Origin of the sequence: Erwinia aphidicola, from assembly GCF_024169515.1 — a bacterium.
GTDB classification, from domain to species: domain Bacteria; phylum Pseudomonadota; class Gammaproteobacteria; order Enterobacterales; family Enterobacteriaceae; genus Erwinia; species Erwinia aphidicola.
On sequence record NZ_JAMKCQ010000002.1, the window covers coordinates 1 to 21,110 of the forward strand.

Consider the following 21,110-nt stretch of genomic DNA (forward strand, 5'->3'; position numbering starts at 1 on the left):
AGCAGGACAGAGGCAGAGAACTGTGGTTGCAAACTTCTGATGCCCTGCGCCATATGCAAATTATGGCCACCACAGGCGGTGGGAAAACGGAAACGCTCTACAGCATGTACCTCAACTCTCTATGCTGGTCGCGCGGCTGCTGTATCTCTGACGGTAAGGCACAGATAGACCTCGCCGTCGCTACCTGGTCGATGGCCAGACGTTTCGGTCAGGAAGACGACTGGCACGTCCTGAACTTCATTACCGGTAGCGATGACAAGTTCAAAAAGATATTACTCGGTGACAAGTCCCGACCACAGTCGAACGGCACCAATCCTTTCGCTTATGGGAGTCCGACATTCATCACTCAGCTGATGGAATCATTACAGCCAGCTGGCAACGGAAGCGATGAAGGGTGGAAAGACAAAGCGCGCGCCATGATGAACGCGCTGATTTACGCCCTGTGCTACAAGCGGGCCAGGGACAACATTCTGCTGACACAGGACGTCATTCAGTCCTATCTCCCGTTAGTTAAGTTTGTGGGGCTCTACCGTGAAGCGCTGGATCAAGGCTGGCACGTGGAAGGCTACAAGCCGATGGAAAACTATCTGGCCAACCTCGCCGGCTTTGATATGAACCTGATTAACCGTCCGGGAGAATGGTCCCAGGGCGCACTGGACCAGCACGGGTACCTCATTCAGCAGTTCACCCGCATGCTCAGCATGTTCAACGATACCTATGGCCATGTCTTTCCCAAAAACGGCGGGGACATCGATATGCAGGACATCCTGCACAACGATCGCACGCTGGTTGTCCTCATACCGGCGCTTGAGCTTTCCGATAACGAGGCGGCCACACTGGGCAAGCTCTATATCTCAGACATCAGGATGAACATCGCCAAAGACCTGGGTAACAAGATTGATGGCTCACCGGAACACACGCTAACCGTGAAGAAGTTCGCCAGCAAGTTTCCTTTCATGCTGCTTTGTGACGAAGTGGGTTACTACTTCGCACCTGGTCTGGAGAAACTGGCCGCCCAGATGCGAAGCCTGCGTTACATGCTGGTTATCCTTGGCCAGGACCTGCAGGCCATGCTGAAACATGGGAAAGAAGTGCATTCTGTGAACGCCAACCTCGGTACCAAGCAGTTCATGAAAACGGAGGATACGGAAGACACCCTGAAGATGATCCGCGCGGTCGGTGGTACGGGTCAGTATGCTGAGCAGCGCACCATGGAACGGACCAGTATGGGGAGCTATCAGGATGTTGACCGCGTGGAGTTCCGCGATAAAGACAACATCCAGTTGGATGAGCTCAAGTCACTGAAAGAGGGTGAGGGAATCATCGTCTTTGAAGACCAGCAGGTCCGCAGCAACTCCATCTATATCCCGGATAGTGAGAAAATTTCGAAACTGGACGTTAAGATCAACCGTTACGTCCCCATCCGTCGCCCGGATTTCAATGACCTTTGTCGTGAAGTACCGGCAGCCGAACGCCGGCGTCCGGTATCCCAGGAGCGGGTCAGCCAGATTCTGGACATCTGCCACTCGACCAGTCCGGAAGAGTATCACGGCCACCTTCAAGCCCGTATCGAGGACCAGACACTTCTGGCCATCACAAAACTGGCCAGCGATCTGGATAGCCGTACCGATGTGGACTACAGCGACGATGAACGCGGTATTCTGCTGTTTGAAGCAGCTGTTAACGCCCTTGAGAAGAACAAGGGCAAATACCGTTGGCTGAAGGACCGCGAAAATATACGCATATCGAAGAAGCGTATTGAAGAGGCACACCAGAACAATGCCGGATACAGCACGCCACCGGCACAACCATCACCAACGGAAAATTTCTTCCAGCCGGCGGCCCCTTCATACCCCGAACAAACCCACTATACAGAGAACAGCACCTATGATGACTGGCACCAGAACTTCGCGCCTGACGCTTTTACTGACGACTTTGCTTCTTCCTCTGTCATCGATCGCATCTGAGGTAAGAATCACTACCGGATTTTCTCCCGGAGGAAGCGCCATCGAAAACATACTGACTGCAATTAATAGCGCCCGACAAAGCATCGACGTTGCTGCATACAGCTTTACCAGCAAGCCTGTGGCCATCGCGCTGGATAACGCCAGCCAGCGTGGTATCAGAGTCCGGGTGGTCGCGGATGCAAAAGACAACGGCGGCCACTATTCAGCTGTCACCTGGTTAAAGCATAAGGGTATCCCGGTTCGTCTGAACGACCGCTACGCTATCCAGCACAACAAATTCATGGTGATTGACGGAGTGACTACTCAGACGGGCTCGTTTAATTACACGTCCAGCGCATTTAAACGCAATGCCGAAAACACGGTAGTCATCTGGAGTGAGCCTTCGACTGCTCAGGCCTATCAGGGGGAATTTAATCGTCTCTGGAGTGAAGGGACTGATTAACGCCAGGCAATCTGGCTGATCACGTCGCGCAGCTGCACCTGGATGATTTTAGGCTACAACCACCCACTTCCTCAGCTGAGGTTCTAATGGATTTCCATGACCCGTTTCTGGTGTTAAACCTTAACGTCCTTCTTGCTCTCACAATTTTGATAGCAGCCGTTTCGGTTTATTTTATTTATCACGAACGTAAAGAGAGAGAAAAGCGACGGCCAGGGCCACAGAATCATTTAAAAAAATAAGCTAATGCGCCGATCACAAAACCGCCTTCGTGGCGGTTTTTTTGCTTCTGGGACCAGATAACTTCAGGACTTGAGTTTGCCGCTTCAGGCATCACGACATGTAAGGCCATCCAGCACAGAAAGATCGAAGATGATGATTGAGGGTCCGTGAAGATAAGAATCGGTCCATGCACCTTCCCAGTCATAAACGCCGTGAAGCCCGCAGGTTTTGAACAGCTCGATGCTCTCTTCCGAATTAACACCTCTGTTGCCAGTGTAGAGCATTCTACCTTTGAAATTCTGGTAATGAGGCTGCGCTAACCCATACCATTCCCTTCCTTGCGAAAGTGACGTGCTGATCCCGACCGGGAGATGGCGATGCAAAAGTTCCGCAACTCGCGGCTGTTCACTGAGAGGTTTGCTGAAATCCGCGAGCAGCGCCCTCTCCGATAACTTACATTGGTAGACAAGCGGGGAGCCCCCGTTACGACATTTGTAACGGGCATGATTACGAGCTCCGGCAAAGTTATTGGTAAACCAGATAGCATCGATTGTGCCTGCTTCCCCTGTGCCCTTGAAGGAGGTATCAAACTCGGTGAAGCGTGCGCGCGATCCGTGAAATAATTCCATTTAATCCTCCAGTTTCAGGGTTGCCTGTCGGGTTTAGGCGAGCTCTGAGGCTGCATAGTATTTTTACCGATCGTTGTGTCCGGCTCCTGACGTTTCATGCCAGTGTAACCCGCCTGCTGGCGCTGCAAAGGATGAGTCAGAGGTACGGTATTACCGGACGACGCATTGAAGTGCGGAATGTACTGAATGGTACCCTGCACAAACGCTTTATCTCCCCTGACTTCCACCGTCTCCCCGCTTTTCTCCCCGGTGATGTGCAACGCCATCGCCAGATTTTTACCCTTCTCAGCCGGCACATCGGCAACCTCAATATACAAACCTCGATCGAGCAGCACCGGCTTACCTCCGGATGAATACACAACCGCACCATCACGATTCACTGTCGTATCATAACCACGAATCTGCGACGGACGAATGTCATCAGCAACTGAGTGAAGAATAATATTGTCAGAGATAGCCGCAGTACGGTTCTTCCGCTTCTCGCGATATGCCCAGCCGCGCAGCTGGGAAATTGCCGCTGCATCATTACCGCTAGCCTGCACTTCCACCCAAGCCCGATACGACAATGGACGGGAACCCGGCATCTCTTTGAGCGCCTTCCTCTCATCCCTGATCTGTAAACGCAGGGCGGCCATATCCTTCATCTTCTCCACTTCAAGCGCGCGGAACATCAGTTTACGCAAGAGAGGATCGCGCTCAGTCATGCGAACATTATTCTTGCGAATACGATAGCCGGCCACCAGTTCGCGAAAGCGCGTACGGGCAGCATCAGCTGAAATACCCGGCCGAACAAAGCTGGTTTTGTATGCCTTGTAGCGTGCAATAAGATCCTGGCGAGCCTCCGCACGGGCATTACGACGTTCCGTTCTGGCACCTTTGTCACGACGGTGAAGACGATTATCGTACTGGGATTCAATATCCACGGCACTCAGCAGTACATCTTTACCATCCTTGTTAACTTCACGAACAATGGATGCTGGATTAAATTTCCCGATCAACTCCTGCTGACAGCTCAGCGTTAGTTCCGGATGTAGATCGCTGGCCTTAACTGAACATTGTTCATCATCGGCAACGTCATAAATAGCGAGGCCCTCACCTTTCTGACGTAGCTCAAGCCCGGCAGCGATCAGAATGTCATGCACATCATCCCAGCTGTAATCACTTTGCATAAACAAAGAATTCAGCTTCTCCCTGCAATTATCTACGGCATAAGAGAACAGACTTTCCTTGTCGCCAAAGTGCTCCATCTGTCGTGCAGCAGAAGGTGCTGATTTGTAAAACTTGCGGTTCCGGGAAATCGCACCGTCGCCATTAACCATGTAAGGTCCATTGTCATGCTTCCAGCCATTTTTCAGCTCCAGCTCACGACAGCAACGGTCAAGGGTAAAGTAATCATTGTAGGGGGCGGCGACTTTGTAACTGGCCGGATTGACACGATTTACGGTCAGGTGGCAGTGCACATTATCAGTGTCATCATGTATGGCGAAAACATACTGATGATCTTCCATTCCCAGACGCTTAAGACAATACCTTGCTGACTCAAAAATCTGGTCAGGCGTCGGCCGTTCTGAGGTCGGCCAGGACAGGATGGCATGGTAGACAGGGTCATTGCAGCGCGTGTTTTGCATGGCAACCATGTCCATTTCCGTAGACGAAGTCTCCAGTGAAAAACAGTTAGTTTCGCAGATGACTTTATCGCAACGCACCTGCTGGCGTCCGTCCAGGAACGTTGCGATAATATCCTGCGAATCAGGCAGCGCATTACGTGTCGCGTACCCAACGAGGTCATTGAAAATTTTATCTTCCGCCCGGGACTTACGAACAAACGGTTTCTCTGGCGACAGCGTTTCGCTCATCTCCACATCATCACGCAGGATGGTGTAAGAGATAAGTTGTACGAAACTGGATTTACCGTCACGCCTTCTTTCAGCGACTACCGCAAGCATCTTAGTCCTCAGTATTGTTCAGGCTGTCAGCTCTGAACTTCATCAAAGCAACCTTTGTCGCAATCAGAGCGTCAGAAAAATCTTTGCTTCTTTCCGTCGTCATAACACCGTCTTTCTTCATCTCACTGTAGAGATGCTTCAACAATCCCCCCAGCTTCAGTATCTCATTCATCTGCCGTGTGTCGCCTTTAGCCACAATACGGCGACCAAGAGCTGAACGCCGAAGAAACTCACCGGTAGACAGACCGGCTGATTTGGCACTGGCCTGTATCTGTTGTTTCTCTTCAGGGAAGCATCGCACGCTGCCCAGCAAAGCTGTTCTCTGGCGTTTTTCACTCTTGCTCATCTTCAATCCTGCTTAACCGCGGAGGCGGGCACTGCAAGTAGGGTGTCGGGACGGAGTCCTGACCAGGTCGTTTTGTGGGGCCGTCTGCGTGCAGGCGGTGCTACAAAACATACCCTGTCCCACGTTTTACAACCATTTTCGTTATCTTCCCGGAATTATATGCGAAACCTGCCCCGCCGTCACGGGGAGACGCCGGAAAAACGGGGTTCTGGCAGGAATGAATGCACGACGGTATAATTGAGGCCAATTACACGCAGCAGTCTGAAAGGAAAAAGTACAATGTCGGATAAAAAATGGTACAGCGTTGAAGATGTGGAGCTGGCGAAAACGTCGCTGGATGAGTTACCGGATTTGTCAAAAACGCGTCTAACTAAATCGGACGTGCTGGAGCAGCTGAAGGATAAAATTATTGAGCTGGCGGATAACAAAGGATATAGCGTGGAGGATATTCGCAGCGGGCTGGACAGTGCCGGAATCCAGACCAGCGTAAAAGCCATTCGTGAGATTCTTAACGCCCGTAAAAAATCCTCCCTGCGCGCAGCGTCTCTCCGTAAAAAGTCTCCGAATTTATCGGAAAATTCAACTGCGGTTGAATCGTAAAAAACCCAGGCAGGCGTTGGTGTGTTTACATTCCGCATCAGATTTAGTGCCTGATGCGGATGAGCGGGGCGCAGAATGTGGCGGAGCCGGTACTCCGCCTGGTTCACGTCAGGATTTGATGGCCTTCATTTTTTCGGCCATTTCCCACAGCGCACGGTTCAGCCTCACGTCGCCATCAATGCCCGTCACGGGGCGGGTGCGCTGATAACGGCCCTTCTCCGATTTGGACCATAATCCGCCCTTGACCATGTTTTCCTGTACGCGCTGATAGGTCGTCCACAGGTCCGATGGTTTATCTTCTTCGCGGCGTACGCGCAGCACGTCATCGGCCTCAAGCGGGATATGCTTTCCCAGCCCTTTTTCGTCGTACTTCCAGCCGAGTGCGGCCTCGGCAAAAATCCGCTGCTCTTCCTGGTTCAGCGTGATGCTTTTCATCTCCTCGCTCGATTCGGTGATGCCCTTAAAAATATCCAGCACCTCATAGGCACCTTCAATCACGCGACCAACCACGTCGCCTTTGTGGGGCACGCGAATTTCACCGAACGTCTGACCGCATACCATCCCGTTCATGCAGACGAACCTGAACATGCCCGGGATCATCTGGTAGCTGCTGCTCCCGTCATGGCTGTTCAGAAGAATAATTTCCGGCACCTCCTTACCCACAATCTGACCTTCACGGCGCAGGCGCAGCATGTGCTTGGTGTGCTCACGCTTGTCTTCCCTGCGTACACGGGTCTGACAGGCGAAGAACGGCTGAAAACCTTCCCTGCGCAGGTTATCGAGCAGCGTGATGGTCGGAATGTAGGTATAGCGTTCGCTGCGCGACTCGTGCTTTTCCTCAGAAAAAACGCTCGGGACATAGTGCATCAGCTCGTCGTTGGTCAGGGCGCGTTCTTTGCGGATAACGTTAGCGGAACGAAATACGGATGATAAGCGGGTCATGTGTAGTCTCCTGAGTGATGTTTAAAATGACTGTCTTCCGGCGTTTTCCTTTTGAAGGTGAATGACCTTCGCGGGATGCCGTTGCCGTGAAATAAAGACCGGCCCGGGCCATCGGTGGGGAGCGCCGTGGGGGCTGCCGCAGGCCGCAGCGCAAGCGAAAGACCGCAGGGAGAGAGTGCGAACGGGCGAGGACAGCAGGCGAAGCCTTTACCCTGGGGGGGGCGTCACGGACCGTGCCAGCGTCTTTCACGGCAGAGGCACGCCGTGACGGTTCCCGGGAACAAAAGGGAAACGCCGGAAGGAGAGGCGGGCGAACGCCCGTTTCCTCAGTGGGGGCGGCGCGGGCGTCAGCCAGCAGCAAGCCCGGGCGGTGGTAAGGTCATCCGGGCAGTGGTGATCGGGCAACAGTATGCCCGGCATCGCGGGGCAGCGCGTAAGGCGGCAATACTGTCTTGTCGCAGTTGTTCACATAAATCAGGGTCACTCCTTACGGCGCATTCAGGGTGATGATTTTTCAAGATGGTTTCCGAAAGGGTCAGGGAGGGTTCTGGCGTCGTCCGGCTCAATGCCGGGCGGTGCCAGCCGCGATGCAGTGCCGCCCCTCCCGGGACGGCGGTCGGGTTACTGCGCGGAAAGCTCGCGGCGCACCGTCGTCATGAACTGCTGCCAGTGCTCAAAGCGCAGCGCGGGCATGCGGGCGCGGCGGCCCGCCCGCCAGTCGTTTACAAACGCCTTCGCCTGTGACACTATCTGCTCATCAAAAATCATGATGTTACCTCCGTAATGTGCGTGATTTGGGCTGGCGTCTGATCCACGCCGACCCGTGAAGAAGCAGGGTGAATACCCTGCTTTTTTTCGCCCCTATGCGGCGCTCTGCTTTGCTCCGATGCTCCCCCTTATTTTTCCGATGATTTCGTCGTGCGTCAGCGTGACCCGGTCACACAGCTCAAAGTAACGGCCCCCGTATACCGCAAAAATGGCGGTCACGTTGACGCAGGTCATTTCCATCAGCCTGAATGACTGGGAAGACGCGCCGATGTGCCAGTCCAGCGGCGGAAGCAGCTCCAGCATGTCGTTGAAACGCTCGGCGCTGATTTCAACGGGCGCTAAAATGTACGTGTCGCAGTGGCGCTGGTATGCCTCTTCAAAAGTCACCATTTCGAAGTTTCCGCCGTCTGCGTTCAGCTGCTCAAGCGTCCAGGCCGTTGCCTCAGGCGAAGCACGGTAAACGCCGTCAACCAGAAAGGCATCACGCCAGTCAGTACGGGCCGCATTTTTATTCCAGAAAACCATCTTGCTCATCAGAAAATCCTCCCGGTTTTGCCTTTCGGCTTCTTTCCGGCGTCTCCCTTTCCTGCCCTCTGGCCGGTTGCGGAACGCCCCTCATTGCGCAGACGCCCGGACAGCGGAACGACCGGGTGCAGGGGTGGAGGGCGGATTTATTTGGAGCCCGCGAGAAAAAAAACCGACCGGAAAGCAGCTCTGCTGCGGCCCTTGCAGTGGGGAAGAGAACGCTGTCAGTCTGCATAAGCAATGAGAGGCTTTCGCAGGTGCAGCGGGTTGAGGGAGAACCGGAAGAAGCCGGTTTACCGGCTTTCCTCAGCGGCCGCCGAAGCGGCCAGTGAAAGCGCGCTGCCGGAACGGCAGCTGCATGCGCCGGGTTCAGGTATCGCTTGCTATCCTCCGGAGCGGAGACCGGCAGGGCTCCGCGCAGCGCGGCGATCGCAGAGCGCCACGCGAAGTGCAGGCGACGGCCCGGCGGCACGACGGGGAGCCGAAGGGACCAAATCCATGTCTGTAAAAGTGCATAATCTGCACTTAATTGTTTTTTAATCATGCATTATCTTGCTAATATAAGTGCAGAATTTGCACTTTTTAAGGAAAAAATAATGACCGGATATGACCTCCGACTGTGGCGAAAAGGCCTGGGCTGGAGCCGCGACCGCGCGGCGGAGGAGCTGGGCGTCTGCCTGCGGGCCTACAAGGATTACGAAAACGCGGACCGGGTGAAGCGGGCGATTGAGCTTGCCACCGTCGCGCTGGCGCTGGGCGACCTGCTGCCGGTGTTTGAAAAAAAAACGACCAGCAAGCGGACCATACTGGATCTGCTGCAGGCGATGACGGCGGATGTTAGGTAAGTTCTACTTTTCTGCACGGCGGTCAATTAGCGGAACTCTGGCTGGCTCCCTGTAATTCCAGTTTCGGACATTCAGAGAAGATATCCCTGCTTGCGCATGCTATTTAATGTCCCCGCCTCGGCAAAAACCATGCCGGTGCTTAACAGTTCAAATCCGTGACGCCTATAGAAACCTGTCTTGTCGACGACGGAATAAATGAAGGTTTTACCAAACGGCGCTAAGTCGGTGCAAATGACCTTCATCAGCTGATCCCCATACCCCTTTCCCTGTCGTTCAGGCGTCACAACAACATCCGAAAGATAGCTGCTCCAGGTCAAATCGCTTATTGCTCTGGCGGCACCAACTAATTTTTCATTTTCATATCCAAACCAACAGAATGTGCTGTTACGGAACGCCTGCTCCAACATTTTCTCATCCCGTTGATTCAGTCCAGCTGAAGAAAACATTGCAGCTAATTCCTGCCAGTTAATCTCATTAAGGAGATCTTTACCCTTTATTTGAATCATATCTTTCCTCCACCATATCTGACACGGTCCGCTGGAAGACTACAACTCCCGGTAAATATATTAAAGGCGAAAAGGCACTGGACCTGCAGACGACGGACTGAATTCCCCGCGTTCGACGCGCGGGGAGTTCAGCAGGCCGATGATTCAGCCGTCGTCTACGGCCTCATCCCCGTAGTGCATGGCCGCCACGCGGATGATAGCCGCGAAATCGGTCTCCAGGCTGTCGCACAGGTGCATCAGGTCCGTGACCAGATCCACCATCATGGTATCGGCTGACTCGCCGCTGTGTTCAAGCCCGGCCTGCCTGGCAAACACGCCCAGCACTTCCGCCGCCAGTGCGGCGCGATCGTTGTTGTCGGCGTCAGCGCCCGCCTCATAGCTGCCTGCCTTTGCCACCACCGCCAGCGACTCCATGCCCGTTTTTTTCTGCGTCATTTCGTCCGCTCCCCGTTACCGCCGCCCGCGCATTCCCCGGCCATTTTCAGCGCGGCCACAACGCACGGCAGCAGCATGTCCGAACTCGTCCCCTCTTCGGGGCTGTCAAATACCAGATCGCTCTCCATCCGGATATTGTCCTCCAGCCAGAGGGCCAGAATCTCCAGCCCCTGCTCCATCGTCAGCGATTTTTCTGTCATCTCAGCGTCTCCGGCTAAGGGTCCGGGCCATTCGCCCGGACGGGTCAGCATTCAGTCAATGGCCCGGCAAATCAGCGCGGCTTCCGCGTGCTGGCTGGCAAAGTCGCGCAGGCTGTCATATTTCTGCTGTAAATACGTCAGCCCCGGATGAGACTGACTGCGGTGGTATATTTCCCAGATACCCCCGTTAAGGGCGTACAGCGTGGCGGTGATCCCCACGGCCTCTGCGGTCATCAGCCCTTCAAAGCCGTTCGCCACGGTCACGCTCAGCGAGCCGTCCAGTACCGGAGCCAGAAATCCGGTGTTGTTATCCGTGTGGTAACACGCCCACTTCGCGCCGATATAGCCCTGACAGTGCGTATTCACCCAGCGGTACACGCAGAATTCTCCGCTTATGGGGCCAAACAGCCAGGGAAAGAACTGCTTATGCTTACTCTTATGTACCGCTTTGTGCGCAATCAGCTGGCCTGCTTCGGGTGGGGTCGTGCTGTTCATCATTGCCTCCTGTGACGTCTTTCTGGCGTTCCCTTTTCGGGTCCGCCGCTGCGGGGAGCCCTGCTCCGTGACACGGCTACCGGTCCGGGGTATCAGGCGGCATGTCGGGAGCGGCACCGCAGGCCGCAGCGCAAGCGAACGACCGCAGGAAGTGAGTGCGAACGGGAGAGGATGACGGGCGTAAGCCGGACTCTCGACAGGACGTCGCCCCGGGCCAGGGTACGTCACGGAGAAAGGGATCCCGTGCGAACACGGAAGTAAGGGAGCGGCAGAAACCGCCCTGCCATCCTCAGCGCCCGCCGCAGGCGGGCAGTGAAAGCCGCGCAGCCGGTACGCCAGTTGCAGGTGTTAACTGCGATGAAAGAATGACCAGAAAGTAGCTTGCCCTGCTGAGCGGCAATTCTGGTAATGCCGTTTTTAACCAAGATATGCTAAAAATACTCACTATGGATTAGGGGATGTAGTTACACGGAAAGGAGTTAAGGATGAGCAAACGCACTGACATTCTGGATGGTCGGCAAAGTCACCTGAGATATGGCCTGATTTATACTGAGGTGCTGGGCTGGATAGACCTTGGCCACGCACAGGGCACTGATATACGGAAACTACTCACTGCAATTAACGCAGGGGAATCAGGAAGGCAGGACCGCTATGACGTTAGCTATTCCCAGTCAATGGTCGATCCCACCCGCACCATTAAGATGGGTAAATTCATTACGTGGCGCATTAAACGTGGCCGTTCATACGCCGAACGTAACAGCATCGCGCTTGGCATGATGATGTCATTAGCCCGTAAGTTTGAAGGGCTACAGGCGTCCGTTCCTCTCAATTTTGCCACCGACAGCGGATTTAGCGGGGAAGATCTCGTATCCGACCTTCTTGGCTTTTACCGCGTCGTATCCATTAGTAATCCCTTTCAGATGCTACGGCCCGTGAGTAAAGAGGAAGCGCTGAAGCGCTGGGATTACTATGGCAGGATTGGCTCATGGAAAAATGACACATTTTCACCACTGCTGTTCCCGGACCCTGAAAAATTCCCACACCTGTCACCACGCCGGGGCGCGTTGCCAAATTTCATGCAAACCATCAGGCCATGGAACGACTTCCGCTCTGGCTTAGTCGGTATCGCTTCAGCGGATGGATCTTACATCGACCACGCAAAAGAAGGATCTTTACCCTATGCGTAAATCGCTCAAGATTGCCAGTATCACCATTGTTATCGGAATCGCAGCACTGGCTTTTGCCAGACCCTGGATTGAGATGGAGTTTGCAGGCAGCGCCCATTACACGCAGCAGGATAGTCGGGAATATAATTTCTACACTCCCGAAGTGTTGAAGAAAATGCCGCGCATTTCTGAGCGGTATGATTTCGATTTTGCCAACGTGACCGGTCCGGCCAGCCATGTCTATGCCGTGAAGTTTTATGACAGCAAAGACACGGACGAAATTAATAAATACTTATCTTCATCTGGCTACCAGAAGCAGGGCGACTGTGACGAAGATACCTTGTGCTGGAAGGGGGCAGATCCGCAGGAAACGATATATGTCGGCAGTCTGAAAGGAGAAAACACGGTTATTGTTCAGGTCGTGTACGACTTCACATAGCGGGCGCAGGACGAACGGTCCAGGTCTTAGTTGCAGTTGAAAAGGGGCATCGGGCGGTTTAATCCTGAGAGCCTTACGCAGCAAAAACAGAAGCAGCATCATTGTTCGATATCAAGATGCCCTGCTGTCATTCAGAGAATACGTTTGACAGCTTCAGTATAAACGTCTGAACGTTCTCTTTTCCCTACGGAAACAACAAATACAACAACCTTTTCATCAATGACCTGGTAAACAAGCCGAAAGCCTGATGACCTGAGTTTTATCTTGTAACAGTCAGGCATTCCGCGGAGCTTGTTCGCTTCAATCCGTGGCGACTCAAGCACTTCAGCAAGCTTCTTTTTAAGTTGTTCACGTACCGTCGAGCCAAGCTTTCGCCATTCCTTTAGTGCCCGCTCGTCAAAATCCAGAAAATACGCCATCAGAGATCAGCTAGCGTCACGCGTACTGGCTTAGGATTGCGAAGACGCTCTTTCACTATCTCCACAAGTTCAGCATCTTCATCACTCAAGAGGGTCTGTTTGAACGGCAAACGTTCATTTTCCGCGATATACTCAAGCATAAGGCGAAGTGCCTCTGAGGGTGTTACCCCCATTTTTTCAAGAGCAGCGTAAGAACGGGCTTTAAGTTCATCGTCGATGCGTAAATTGATGCTACCCATATGGAATACCTCTTGTAAATACAAATGTCATTACAAGTATTGCACCACCGAATGCATATGGCAAGACACGTCGACCTGTTCCCATTATCAGATACAACCGTCAGTTAGACATGTCGCGATCGTATTGTGAACTTAATGCCCCGCTTTTAGCTGACCACAACAGATGACGCCCATCTGCAACACGCGATGATAATTAACGGCCTCCCGCGCCCGCATTGCATCCTGCTGCCGAAGTGTTTTCACCGTATGCAGCTGTCAGCGCTGACCGATCCCCTGACAGGAGCCAGCCCGTCAGCTTCCCATTCCCCCTCCTCACGCTCATTATTTGTCTGTAAAGTCACAGGCGGGGGGTCATCAGGGCGGAAGCTGCACACGCATGATACGCCTGCCCCCTTCATTCCGTTATTCCGGGCGGTATGCCACCAGGCGCACCACCGACACGCCTGCCCCGGCAAATTCACCGTGATGCGGCTCTGACCAGCTGCAGTCCCAGCCCGGCAGCAACCCTCTTCTGTCGCTGCCTGCGGGCAGAATGGCCCCGATACGGCCACCGGCGCGGACCAGTTCAGCGGCGGCGTTGAGGTGCGCAACGGCACGCCCCTCGCTGAATGGCGGATTCATCATCACCACGTCGAAGCGCTCCGCCGTGCGTTCTGCCCACGCCAGAAAATCGGCATTTATCACCCGGTGCCCTTTTGCCTCCAGCACGCGGCAGTGCAGCGGTGAAATCTCTACACAGGTTGTCTGAGCCTTTGGCATCTGGTCTGCAAGACCGCCCATACCCGCGCTTGGCTCAAGGCACGTCTCTCCCGCCCTGATGGCCACATCGTCAGCCAGCTGCGCGGCCAGCCCTTCCGGGGTCGGATAATACTGGTGGGTCTTCACGTCCGGCACCGCGCCACAAAGCTGGATGTCTTCGATGGCGGTTGTCGGATCGTAATCAAACTCATACCAGACCAGCGCGTTAACGTTCATGCGAACCCCGCCGAGACTCATCAGGACGTGCTCAGCCTCTTTACGGGCGGCGGTATCCGCACCGGATACTGATGCAAAGCGGCGGTTATAAGGGTTGGTTGTCACCGGCCCGCGTAGCTCTTCCCAGCGCTCATAGCGGTAAGGCTGATGGCGCAGGGCTTCCAGTTCGGACAGCTGCGTCAGCACGCTGAAGGGCAGCAGTTTCGACGTCAGCTCCACCGTTTTTGATTTTGCCCGTGGCTTCCGGCGATGTTCAGCGGGGATAGCGAAGGGATGAAGGAAGGCCAGAATGTCATTGAGACGCCAGGCCATCTCTGGATGGATCTCAAGATGGACGGTGCCCTTGAGGAAAACCTTCACGCGCAGTGCGCCACCGTCGAGCGTCACCCACTCACCCGCGCGGCGACGGGCAATGTTCAGCGCCTTATCGGTTGTACGCAGCCCCTGTGCGTCGCGGCCCATAAACTTTGCAATCACCTTGCGCAGATCGTCAACGTAGCCGCTGCGCTCATGGTCCAGCGAATTCCACTCGTTGAACACGCGGGCGATGATCATGCGCTTGCCAAATCCTTCCGGGCGGTTAGTGATATGCTCCCCCGACAGGCTGCGAAAAATGCCATCGACGCGCTCGGAGAAGAATTTTTGACGGGAGAAAAGGAGTTCATGCAGCGTGGCCCTGACGGTGGCTTCGTCAAAATCCGGCGCTTTCATCTCACTGATCTGGTCGTTCCACTCGTTCCTTCGTTCGTTGGGCATGTATTCGTAAACGTCAGTCAGCGCCAGCGCGCTGGCCCAGTATTCCGCATTCAGCGAGGCAACCGCCCCTTGCAGCTCGAAAATTTTTTCCACGGGCATTATGTAGCCCCGCTGGCCGTGGTGATTGCCCCTGATAAAGTAGCTGACGGCCTGAGCATTCACCCCTTCACTGACCACGTCAGCAATATTTGTCAGCGTTGAGCGCATCTGCGTATAGCAGCTGACCAGGTTATCGACCAGGTCAGCCGACACGGGCGCAAAAAACACGTCGCCGACAAGTTCCCCCGCCGGATTTACGCTGTCATTGCCGTTAAAAGTGGATGATTCTTGAGTTTTCTGTGCTGCGAGGTTGACGTTGTGCTGTGACATGTTTGTTCTCCCGTTGTGGTGATAAGTGATGATTCTTTGAGATCCAGCGCCGCAGAGAGCAGAACGACCACTCGGGGATAAGGCGGGATGCAGGGGAAACGGCAAGGCCGCAGCCCGAAGGGATCGGGAGCAGCCGTTAAGCGGGAGCGGCCCTTGCATCGCGTCCCCCGCGTGGGAAATTTCTGCGCGGCGGGGGAACTCAGCAGAACATCAGTCATGCCGGGAGTGAACGGGGCACGCCCCCGGGACGGCGTTAACGCCGTCCGGTCCTCAGCGGCCACGTCAGTGGCCAGTGAAAGGCGCCGGCAGCGGCCGGCTGCGGGGGTTGGCCTGGACTTTGCCATCAGACCCTAGCCGCCAGGCACGAAACGCGTCCTTTTGCGGTTCGGCGGAGACTGGCGACCGCGAGCGGACGCCCTGGCGAAGTAGGGCTCGACGACCCGCCCGGAACGGGTGGCGAGCAGAAGGGGGCCAGATTCAGTGGGTAAGCGCCTTTGTCGTTCCACAGCTGCTATCACCGACAGGCAAAAAGCAGCGTGGCGAACGTGCTAAACAGCGTCCTGCAGGAAGGCAGCACGACAACACTGATGGGCAGAAATAATGGGGGAATTCGGGATCGCAGACGGGTTCAGAAGGTTCTGTGGCGCGGCGAAGTGAAAAGCGAAGTGGAAGCAGTGAAAGAAGAGGAATGCGTTAATGAAGCCGCCCGGAGGCGGCGTCACCCGTTACACGTCACTCAGCGGCTGATTGTGACCTGGGAGTGAATCGTGGTCTTAACAGACCACCCGTCACTTCCGGGATGCATCACACTCAGGGCCAGGAGAAGCGCAATCAGTACAGTAGATTGTCGGTTCATCGTCGTTCCCACAAGAACCCGCTCCTGATGGCCGCACCGGCAGAACATCAGGTTACTGACAACAAGGAGTAGTTGTCTGTGAAGCGGGGATTAGCATTGGCCGTTCCAGCATCACCGGTTCCAGGCTGAGAATCCTGGCGGTACGACCGTAAAAATCACAAAATAGAATCGCAGAATAGTAAGGCTGTTTTTTTGCGCCCTAAAAACCATGCAAACAAAATTGTTGAATCTGCATAATGTGCACGTATACTCATTTTCAGGAGTAGTTGTCTGTGAAGCGATCGCAAAATCGCTTTCAGCGCCTGGAATACTTCAGCCTGAGAACCGGAGTTTTCCCAAGAGAGGCATTTCCTGAACAGTGATGCCACTCTTTTACAAGAAACCGCTTAATTGCGGTTTTTTTTGTTTCTGCGCTTTAACCCCTACCACCTGAAATCACTGAAAAAATCAGCCTTCCGTTCTGTACGCCTATCCTAGATATAGTGCTTCTGAGATGCAACCATACAACATATAGGATTTTCAGATTTCGTAGTCCACCCCGCCCGCAGCCCTTATAAACCGGGGCTTTGGTTAGATCGAAAACTTTATCAGACAATGAAAAAGCCCGCAGCTTTTGGCTGGCCAGCATAAGCTATCACCTGACGTGTTGACCTTCCAGACTTACAAGATTACCCGCCCCTGTATTCTTGATACCTTCGTGCTGAAAGAAGCCTGACGGCCTGCTGCCCCGAAAAGTAACGCACAAAAGGTGTCACCCCCCGTTCACAATTTTCCTGTTGATTACCCGCATCTGCCGGGAACGCTTCACGGCTCCTGACGCGAATACATCAGGAAGCAGGTTACTCACGTTCATGATCCCTATAGAATTTACCTCCCCGCAGTCAGGGGAAAACGTCCCGGGGACAGATTACCGGGCAGATCATCAATCAGTGGAGGTTAAGCCTATGGCTTACGAGAATCCGGAACAATTTTCAGGAGATAAAATCGATGACAGGAGTAAAACACGACGACGACGCTAGTCTGGCCATCGGTCAGGAATCCAGCCCGGAGCAGTCCGCTCGGGACACCGTGACGCTTGTAAAAATCAACGCGCTGACAGACACAGTGCTGAGATCATGCAGCAGTCCCCTTCCTGCAGGCAGCAGTATGTATCGACTGCAGGAGGGCGAACATGGCGGTAACAGCGCCTTTTTCAATCGTAACGGCTCGGATACGCGTTACGGACTGTCGGACGGAGAGAACGGGACGATGTACGCGGCCGTTCAGCCCCGCACTGCGATGAAAGAGGTGTTTCAGAAGAGCAAGGGCATGACCGAGTCCGATCTTGAACGCTACGTCATGGGTAGCCTGGTGACAGAGAGAGAGATCAGGCTACTGCAGACGTCACAGCTGGTCATGAAAACGGACGTCACGCTCCATGAGCTGACCACCGCATCCAGACAGGTGACGCAGGCGCTGGCAACGCAGGCGCACGCGGCGGGACTTAACGGCATCGAGTTCGCGTCCAACGTGACCACAGAAACGTGTTACGCGCTCTGGCATGATGCCCCCGGCGGCAGCGGCATGGCCAGGACGCAGGCTCAGGTCCGTCTCAGCGAGTTTGAGCATCAGGGCAGAGACGCGGCGGAAATTATGACGTACGAACTGGGCATTCCGGTAGAAGAGTAAAACGTACTAAAGGGGGGCACCGCCCCCCTTCATTATGCCGCGTCCTGCTTCCCGTACAGGCGGGCAAGGCGGTGAATTTCCGCCATAAGAACCGCATCCGGCCCCTCTTTGAGCAGCCCGGCCACGGTGTATGTACGCCCTGCAGGCTTCAGGCCATTAAGCGGCGTGGTGCGCTCTTCCAGGAAGAACGAGTATTGCATGCGGTCGCTCATTCCCTGCAGCTGCGCCAGCAGCTCCGGCACACCTTTCAGCACGCCGTTTTCAGAGACATCGGCATCACCGGTGAACTGGAAGACCGGGTAACAGAATTCGCCGTCCATATTCAGCGCCAGCAGCTTGTGCGCGTCCTTCTTGTTCTTAACGGTGACTTTTGAGCAACCCAGCTGTTCAGCCGTTTCAGCGGAGGTATACGCCCCCCCGTCCTGTTCAACGGTCTGCAGGAATTTTGCCTTACTCACCTTACGGCGGAGCAGTTTCTTCTTTTCAGGCGTCATGGCGTTCAGCGCCCGCTGCTGCATGAACTGAACGATAGCGTCTATGGCAAACAGCGCATCGGTCTGCCCCATAGTATTCTGAGTGACGGACGTTGAACCGGCACGCATATCCTGCGCCAGTTCTTCCGCAAAGCTTTCCAGGCGAAGCGCCGCAGCCTGATTATCCGGGTATTTCTGAACGTGGTGTTTTTCCTGAACGGTGTTCATGAGAAACCTCCTTAACGATTACACTTAATACATAGTAATTGAAATCGTTAACATGCACAAGAAATACACACTGCACTAAAGGTAAGAGCAAAAAAGCCGCCCCGAAGGACGGCTATAAACTTTGATGTTTTACCGGGTTCGCACCCGATTCCGGAGCCTTAGCGGAACCAGTTGATAAGCTGCAATGCTGCCGCAGCAAAGTTAAGTATTACTATCACTGGCTCTAACATAACACGCACCTCCATCTATGTGGTGCGTGGCTAAGAACCAGTCCCCCGGCCTTTAAGTTCGTCTCCTTTGTTCTGTTCTTTTCTATGTTCAGAAGGGGCATCACCACGACACCGCCCCAGCCATACGCATAGCCATCCCAGTTAAGGCGGCGTGCCGATGATGCAGGATCAGATAAGGAAAAATGAGGAGAGACAGGCGGAGATGCTGTCCACAAAATGCGTGGATAACTCGCCCTGAGCGCTGTGGATAAAGCAGAGTCTCCACAGGAGACCCGCCCTGTACGCCGAGTCGGTAACGCACCCCACAGATGATTAAAAATCAACCACCTTATTATCAACTCCGCGTCGGACTCAGCGTGCGCAGGAGACGCACCGGGCGCTGCAGGCAATGCGGCAAGCGCCGCGACCAAGTCGCAGATTTTAGCCTGATTCGACTTCCAGCCTGTGGTTCGGCTAACCACCGGGGCAGCGTATTGTAAATCACTGGCAAAATTATTCTTTGCGATATACTGTATATAAATACAGTATTATTGGAATCTATTATGCCGCTGATTTTCCTCACTCCACCGTCTTTGCCCACAGAGACACTCCAAATCCCCCTCTTTGGAGGAACCTGCCCTGCTGGGTTTCCAAGCCCGGCTCAGGATTACGTCGAGGAGATGCTCGACCTGAATGACCTGTGCATACGCCACCGCAGCAGCACGTATTTTGTCAGAGCCTCTGGTCATAGCATGACTGACGCCGGCATAAAGGATGGAGACCTTCTCGTCGTCGACAAGTCGGAGAAGCCCGCTCACGGAGACATCGTGATTGCCGCCGTGGATGGGGAGTTCACCGTCAAAGTTCTGCAGCTTCGCCCCTGTCTGGCACTGCAACCGATGAACACCTCATTCTCCACTATCTACCCGGAACCGGACGCGCTGGAAATATTCGGTGTGGTGACCTGGTTTCTTCACGCCACACGGGGGTAAACCATGTTTGCGCTGGCTGACGTCAACAGTTTCTATGCGTCCTGCGAAAAGGTGTTCCGACCGGATTTGAAAGACAAACCTGTTATCGTTTTGAGTAACAACGATGGATGTGTGATCGCAAGATCGGTAGAAAGTAAAACACTGGGCATCAAAATGGGCCAACCCTGGTTCCAGATAAAATCGCAGTCCTACAGCTCACAACTACATGTATTCTCATCAAATTACTCGCTCTACCACGACATGAGCCAGCGCGTCATGTCGGCACTTGAAGAGCTTTCCCCCGCCGTGGAGCAGTACAGTATTGATGAGATGTTTCTTGGGATTACCGGCATAGACCGGGTGATGGCATTCGAGGATTTTGGCCGTCAGGTTCGGGCTCGTGTAAAAGCAGTCACCGGCCTTACGGTGGGTGTCGGAATGGGACCGACAAAAACACTGGCAAAGTCGGCGCAATGGGCGGGCAAAGAATGGCCTCAGTTCAGGGGAGTACTGGCACTGACCACGGGAAATCCTGCACGCACGGAAAAACTGCTGTCTCACCAGCCCGTTGAGGAGGTCTGGGGCGTTGGGCACCGGCTCAGCAAGCAACTGAACGCCATGGGTATCATCAGCGCACTCGACCTGGCGCGCAGCAACCCTGCCTTTATCAGGAAGCATTTCAGCGTTGTGCTTGAGCGAACGGTGCGCGAACTGGCCGGTGAGTCATGTATTGCGCTGGAAGAAGTCCCACCAACGAAACAGCAGATCGTCTGCAGCCGCAGCTTTGGTGAACGGGTCACCACGCTTGAAAATATGCGTCAGGCTGTCTGCAAACATGCGGAGCGTGCGGCGGAAAAATTACGCCAGGAAGGCCAGTATTGTCAGCATATTTCCGCCTTTATTAAAACCTCACCCTTCGCCCAGGGCGAACCCTACTACGGCAACGTGGCAGGGGAAAAGCTGACGGTGGCCACTCAGGATACCCGGGACATTATTGCGGCGGCCATGCGGGGTCTCGAACATATCTGGCGCGATGGACACCGCTATGCAAAGGCCGGTGTGATGCTGGGTGATTTCAGTTCGGGCTCAATGGCCCAGCTGGCATTGTTTGACAATTCCCCTCCCCGTCCTGCCAGTGCTCAGCTGATGTCCGTTCTGGACAAGGTCAATAATTCGGGACTGGGTAGATTGTGGTTTGCCGGTCAGGGCACTGCCCCGGAATGGCAGATGAAACGTGAGATGCTTTCACCTGCATGGACAACCCGCTGGAAAGACATTCCAGTCGCCAGACTTTAGCTGGAATTGGCGTGCAAAAAAACCATTCGGATGATGAAAAGCATGGAGATTTCACCCTGAAATTCTTTGATGAAAATATTTATATTCAATAAGTTAGGTATGAAATTTGGGTGGAGAGTTTTCTCAAAAATGAAGCATGAAAAATGTTGATAGCAGGTTTGATATCCAGGTAATGGCGGTT

23 protein-coding genes are annotated in these 21,110 nt (G+C 54.2%); 9 read left to right on the plus strand and 14 right to left on the minus strand.

The features are described from left to right. Both trbC and J2Y91_RS22045 read left to right on the plus strand, forming a co-directional pair. A partial coding sequence (gene trbC / locus J2Y91_RS22040) for an F-type conjugative transfer protein TrbC (protein ID WP_253539643.1) occupies positions 1-1,967 on the plus strand: 1,967 nt, incomplete at its 5' end. Continuing rightward, positions 1,888-2,409, plus strand: coding sequence for a phospholipase D family nuclease (locus J2Y91_RS22045; RefSeq protein ID WP_253539644.1), 522 nt, complete (start codon positions 1,888-1,890; stop codon positions 2,407-2,409). The genes trbC and J2Y91_RS22045, both read left to right, overlap by 80 nt. A 323-nt stretch (positions 2,410-2,732) precedes the next feature. Here the strand turns inward: J2Y91_RS22045 and J2Y91_RS22050 are convergent, their stop codons facing one another. The 3 genes from J2Y91_RS22050 to mobA are packed head-to-tail and all read right to left on the minus strand — an operon-like array spanning position 2,733 to position 5,549. Next, positions 2,733-3,257 carry a hypothetical protein gene (locus tag J2Y91_RS22050; RefSeq protein WP_253539646.1) on the minus strand — a complete coding sequence of 175 codons (525 nt, stop codon included), beginning with the start codon at positions 3,255-3,257 and terminating at the stop codon, positions 2,733-2,735. A gap of 14 nt (positions 3,258-3,271) precedes the next feature. Next, complete coding sequence (gene traI / locus J2Y91_RS22055; protein WP_253539649.1) at positions 3,272-5,203, minus strand: TraI/MobA(P) family conjugative relaxase; 1,932 nt, start codon at positions 5,201-5,203, stop codon at positions 3,272-3,274. Between the two features lies 1 nt (position 5,204). Then, positions 5,205-5,549, minus strand: a complete 345-nt coding sequence (gene mobA, locus J2Y91_RS22060) for a plasmid mobilization protein MobA (protein ID WP_253539651.1) — start codon at positions 5,547-5,549, stop codon at positions 5,205-5,207. A 279-nt stretch (positions 5,550-5,828) separates the two neighbouring features. Here mobA and J2Y91_RS22065 point away from each other — a divergent pair, with 279 nt between their 5' ends. After that, positions 5,829-6,149 (plus strand): molybdopterin-guanine dinucleotide biosynthesis protein MobC, encoded by a 321-nt coding sequence (locus J2Y91_RS22065; protein WP_253539656.1) that lies wholly within the window; start codon positions 5,829-5,831, stop codon positions 6,147-6,149. 108 nt (positions 6,150-6,257) lie between these two features. Here J2Y91_RS22065 and J2Y91_RS22070 read toward each other — a convergent pair whose 3' ends face one another. From J2Y91_RS22070 to J2Y91_RS22080, 3 genes are all read right to left on the minus strand, one after another. Further along, on the minus strand, positions 6,258-7,091 hold the full coding sequence (locus tag J2Y91_RS22070; protein ID WP_133625177.1) for a DUF932 domain-containing protein: 834 nt from the start codon (positions 7,089-7,091) through the stop codon (positions 6,258-6,260). A 621-nt stretch (positions 7,092-7,712) separates the two neighbouring features. Continuing rightward, positions 7,713-7,859, minus strand: a complete 147-nt coding sequence (locus J2Y91_RS22075; RefSeq protein WP_133625176.1) for a succinate dehydrogenase flavoprotein subunit — start codon at positions 7,857-7,859, stop codon at positions 7,713-7,715. Between the two features lie 93 nt (positions 7,860-7,952). Further along, on the minus strand, positions 7,953-8,393 hold the full coding sequence (locus tag J2Y91_RS22080) for a hypothetical protein (protein WP_253539659.1): 441 nt from the start codon (positions 8,391-8,393) through the stop codon (positions 7,953-7,955). 587 nt (positions 8,394-8,980) lie between these two features. Here J2Y91_RS22080 and J2Y91_RS22085 point away from each other — a divergent pair. Then, positions 8,981-9,229: a helix-turn-helix domain-containing protein gene (locus J2Y91_RS22085; RefSeq protein WP_133625174.1), complete on the plus strand. Its 249-nt coding sequence runs from the start codon at positions 8,981-8,983 to the stop codon at positions 9,227-9,229. Between the two features lie 71 nt (positions 9,230-9,300). Here the strand turns inward: J2Y91_RS22085 and J2Y91_RS22090 are convergent, their stop codons facing one another. From J2Y91_RS22090 to J2Y91_RS22105, 4 genes are all read right to left on the minus strand, one after another. Continuing rightward, positions 9,301-9,735: a GNAT family N-acetyltransferase gene (locus tag J2Y91_RS22090; RefSeq protein WP_133625173.1), complete on the minus strand. Its 435-nt coding sequence runs from the start codon at positions 9,733-9,735 to the stop codon at positions 9,301-9,303. Positions 9,736-9,879: 144 nt separating this feature from the next. Continuing rightward, complete coding sequence (locus tag J2Y91_RS22095; RefSeq protein ID WP_133625172.1) at positions 9,880-10,170, minus strand: hypothetical protein; 291 nt, start codon at positions 10,168-10,170, stop codon at positions 9,880-9,882. Further along, positions 10,167-10,370, minus strand: coding sequence for a DUF957 domain-containing protein (locus J2Y91_RS22100; RefSeq protein ID WP_133625171.1), 204 nt, complete (start codon positions 10,368-10,370; stop codon positions 10,167-10,169). The genes J2Y91_RS22095 and J2Y91_RS22100 overlap by 4 nt, the downstream gene beginning before the upstream one ends. 51 nt (positions 10,371-10,421) lie before the next feature. Continuing rightward, on the minus strand, positions 10,422-10,868 hold the full coding sequence (locus J2Y91_RS22105; protein ID WP_133625170.1) for an antirestriction protein: 447 nt from the start codon (positions 10,866-10,868) through the stop codon (positions 10,422-10,424). Between the two features lie 482 nt (positions 10,869-11,350). Between J2Y91_RS22105 and J2Y91_RS22110 the strand changes: the two genes are divergently transcribed. Next, positions 11,351-12,052: a hypothetical protein gene (locus J2Y91_RS22110; RefSeq protein ID WP_133625169.1), complete on the plus strand. Its 702-nt coding sequence runs from the start codon at positions 11,351-11,353 to the stop codon at positions 12,050-12,052. Continuing rightward, positions 12,045-12,470 (plus strand): hypothetical protein, encoded by a 426-nt coding sequence (locus J2Y91_RS22115; protein WP_133625168.1) that lies wholly within the window; start codon positions 12,045-12,047, stop codon positions 12,468-12,470. Before J2Y91_RS22110 ends, J2Y91_RS22115 begins: the two co-directional genes overlap by 8 nt. Positions 12,471-12,601: 131 nt before the next feature. Here the strand turns inward: J2Y91_RS22115 and J2Y91_RS22120 are convergent, their stop codons facing one another. From J2Y91_RS22120 to J2Y91_RS22130, 3 genes are all read right to left on the minus strand, one after another. Next, positions 12,602-12,889, minus strand: a complete 288-nt coding sequence (locus tag J2Y91_RS22120) for a type II toxin-antitoxin system RelE family toxin (protein WP_133625167.1) — start codon at positions 12,887-12,889, stop codon at positions 12,602-12,604. Then, positions 12,889-13,128, minus strand: a complete 240-nt coding sequence (gene relB / locus J2Y91_RS22125) for a type II toxin-antitoxin system antitoxin RelB (RefSeq protein ID WP_133625166.1) — start codon at positions 13,126-13,128, stop codon at positions 12,889-12,891. The genes J2Y91_RS22120 and relB overlap by 1 nt, the downstream gene beginning before the upstream one ends. 402 nt (positions 13,129-13,530) lie before the next feature. Continuing rightward, positions 13,531-15,228, minus strand: coding sequence for a DUF4942 domain-containing protein (locus tag J2Y91_RS22130; protein ID WP_133625165.1), 1,698 nt, complete (start codon positions 15,226-15,228; stop codon positions 13,531-13,533). A 1,843-nt stretch (positions 15,229-17,071) separates the two neighbouring features. On the opposite strand from J2Y91_RS22130, the gene J2Y91_RS22135 reads away from it, so the two are divergent. Beyond that, complete coding sequence (locus J2Y91_RS22135) at positions 17,072-17,752, plus strand: RES family NAD+ phosphorylase (RefSeq protein WP_133625164.1); 681 nt, start codon at positions 17,072-17,074, stop codon at positions 17,750-17,752. Between the two features lie 32 nt (positions 17,753-17,784). On the opposite strand, the gene J2Y91_RS22140 is transcribed toward J2Y91_RS22135, so the two are convergent. Then, on the minus strand, positions 17,785-18,453 hold the full coding sequence (locus J2Y91_RS22140; RefSeq protein ID WP_133625163.1) for a hypothetical protein: 669 nt from the start codon (positions 18,451-18,453) through the stop codon (positions 17,785-17,787). A gap of 772 nt (positions 18,454-19,225) precedes the next feature. On the opposite strand from J2Y91_RS22140, the gene umuD reads away from it, so the two are divergent. Next, positions 19,226-19,654 carry a translesion error-prone DNA polymerase V autoproteolytic subunit gene (umuD, locus tag J2Y91_RS22145; protein WP_133625162.1) on the plus strand — a complete coding sequence of 143 codons (429 nt, stop codon included), beginning with the start codon at positions 19,226-19,228 and terminating at the stop codon, positions 19,652-19,654. Positions 19,655-19,657: 3 nt separating this feature from the next. Next, positions 19,658-20,929 (plus strand): translesion error-prone DNA polymerase V subunit UmuC, encoded by a 1,272-nt coding sequence (umuC, locus tag J2Y91_RS22150; RefSeq protein ID WP_133625161.1) that lies wholly within the window; start codon positions 19,658-19,660, stop codon positions 20,927-20,929. Positions 20,930-21,110: the final 181 nt, after the last annotated feature.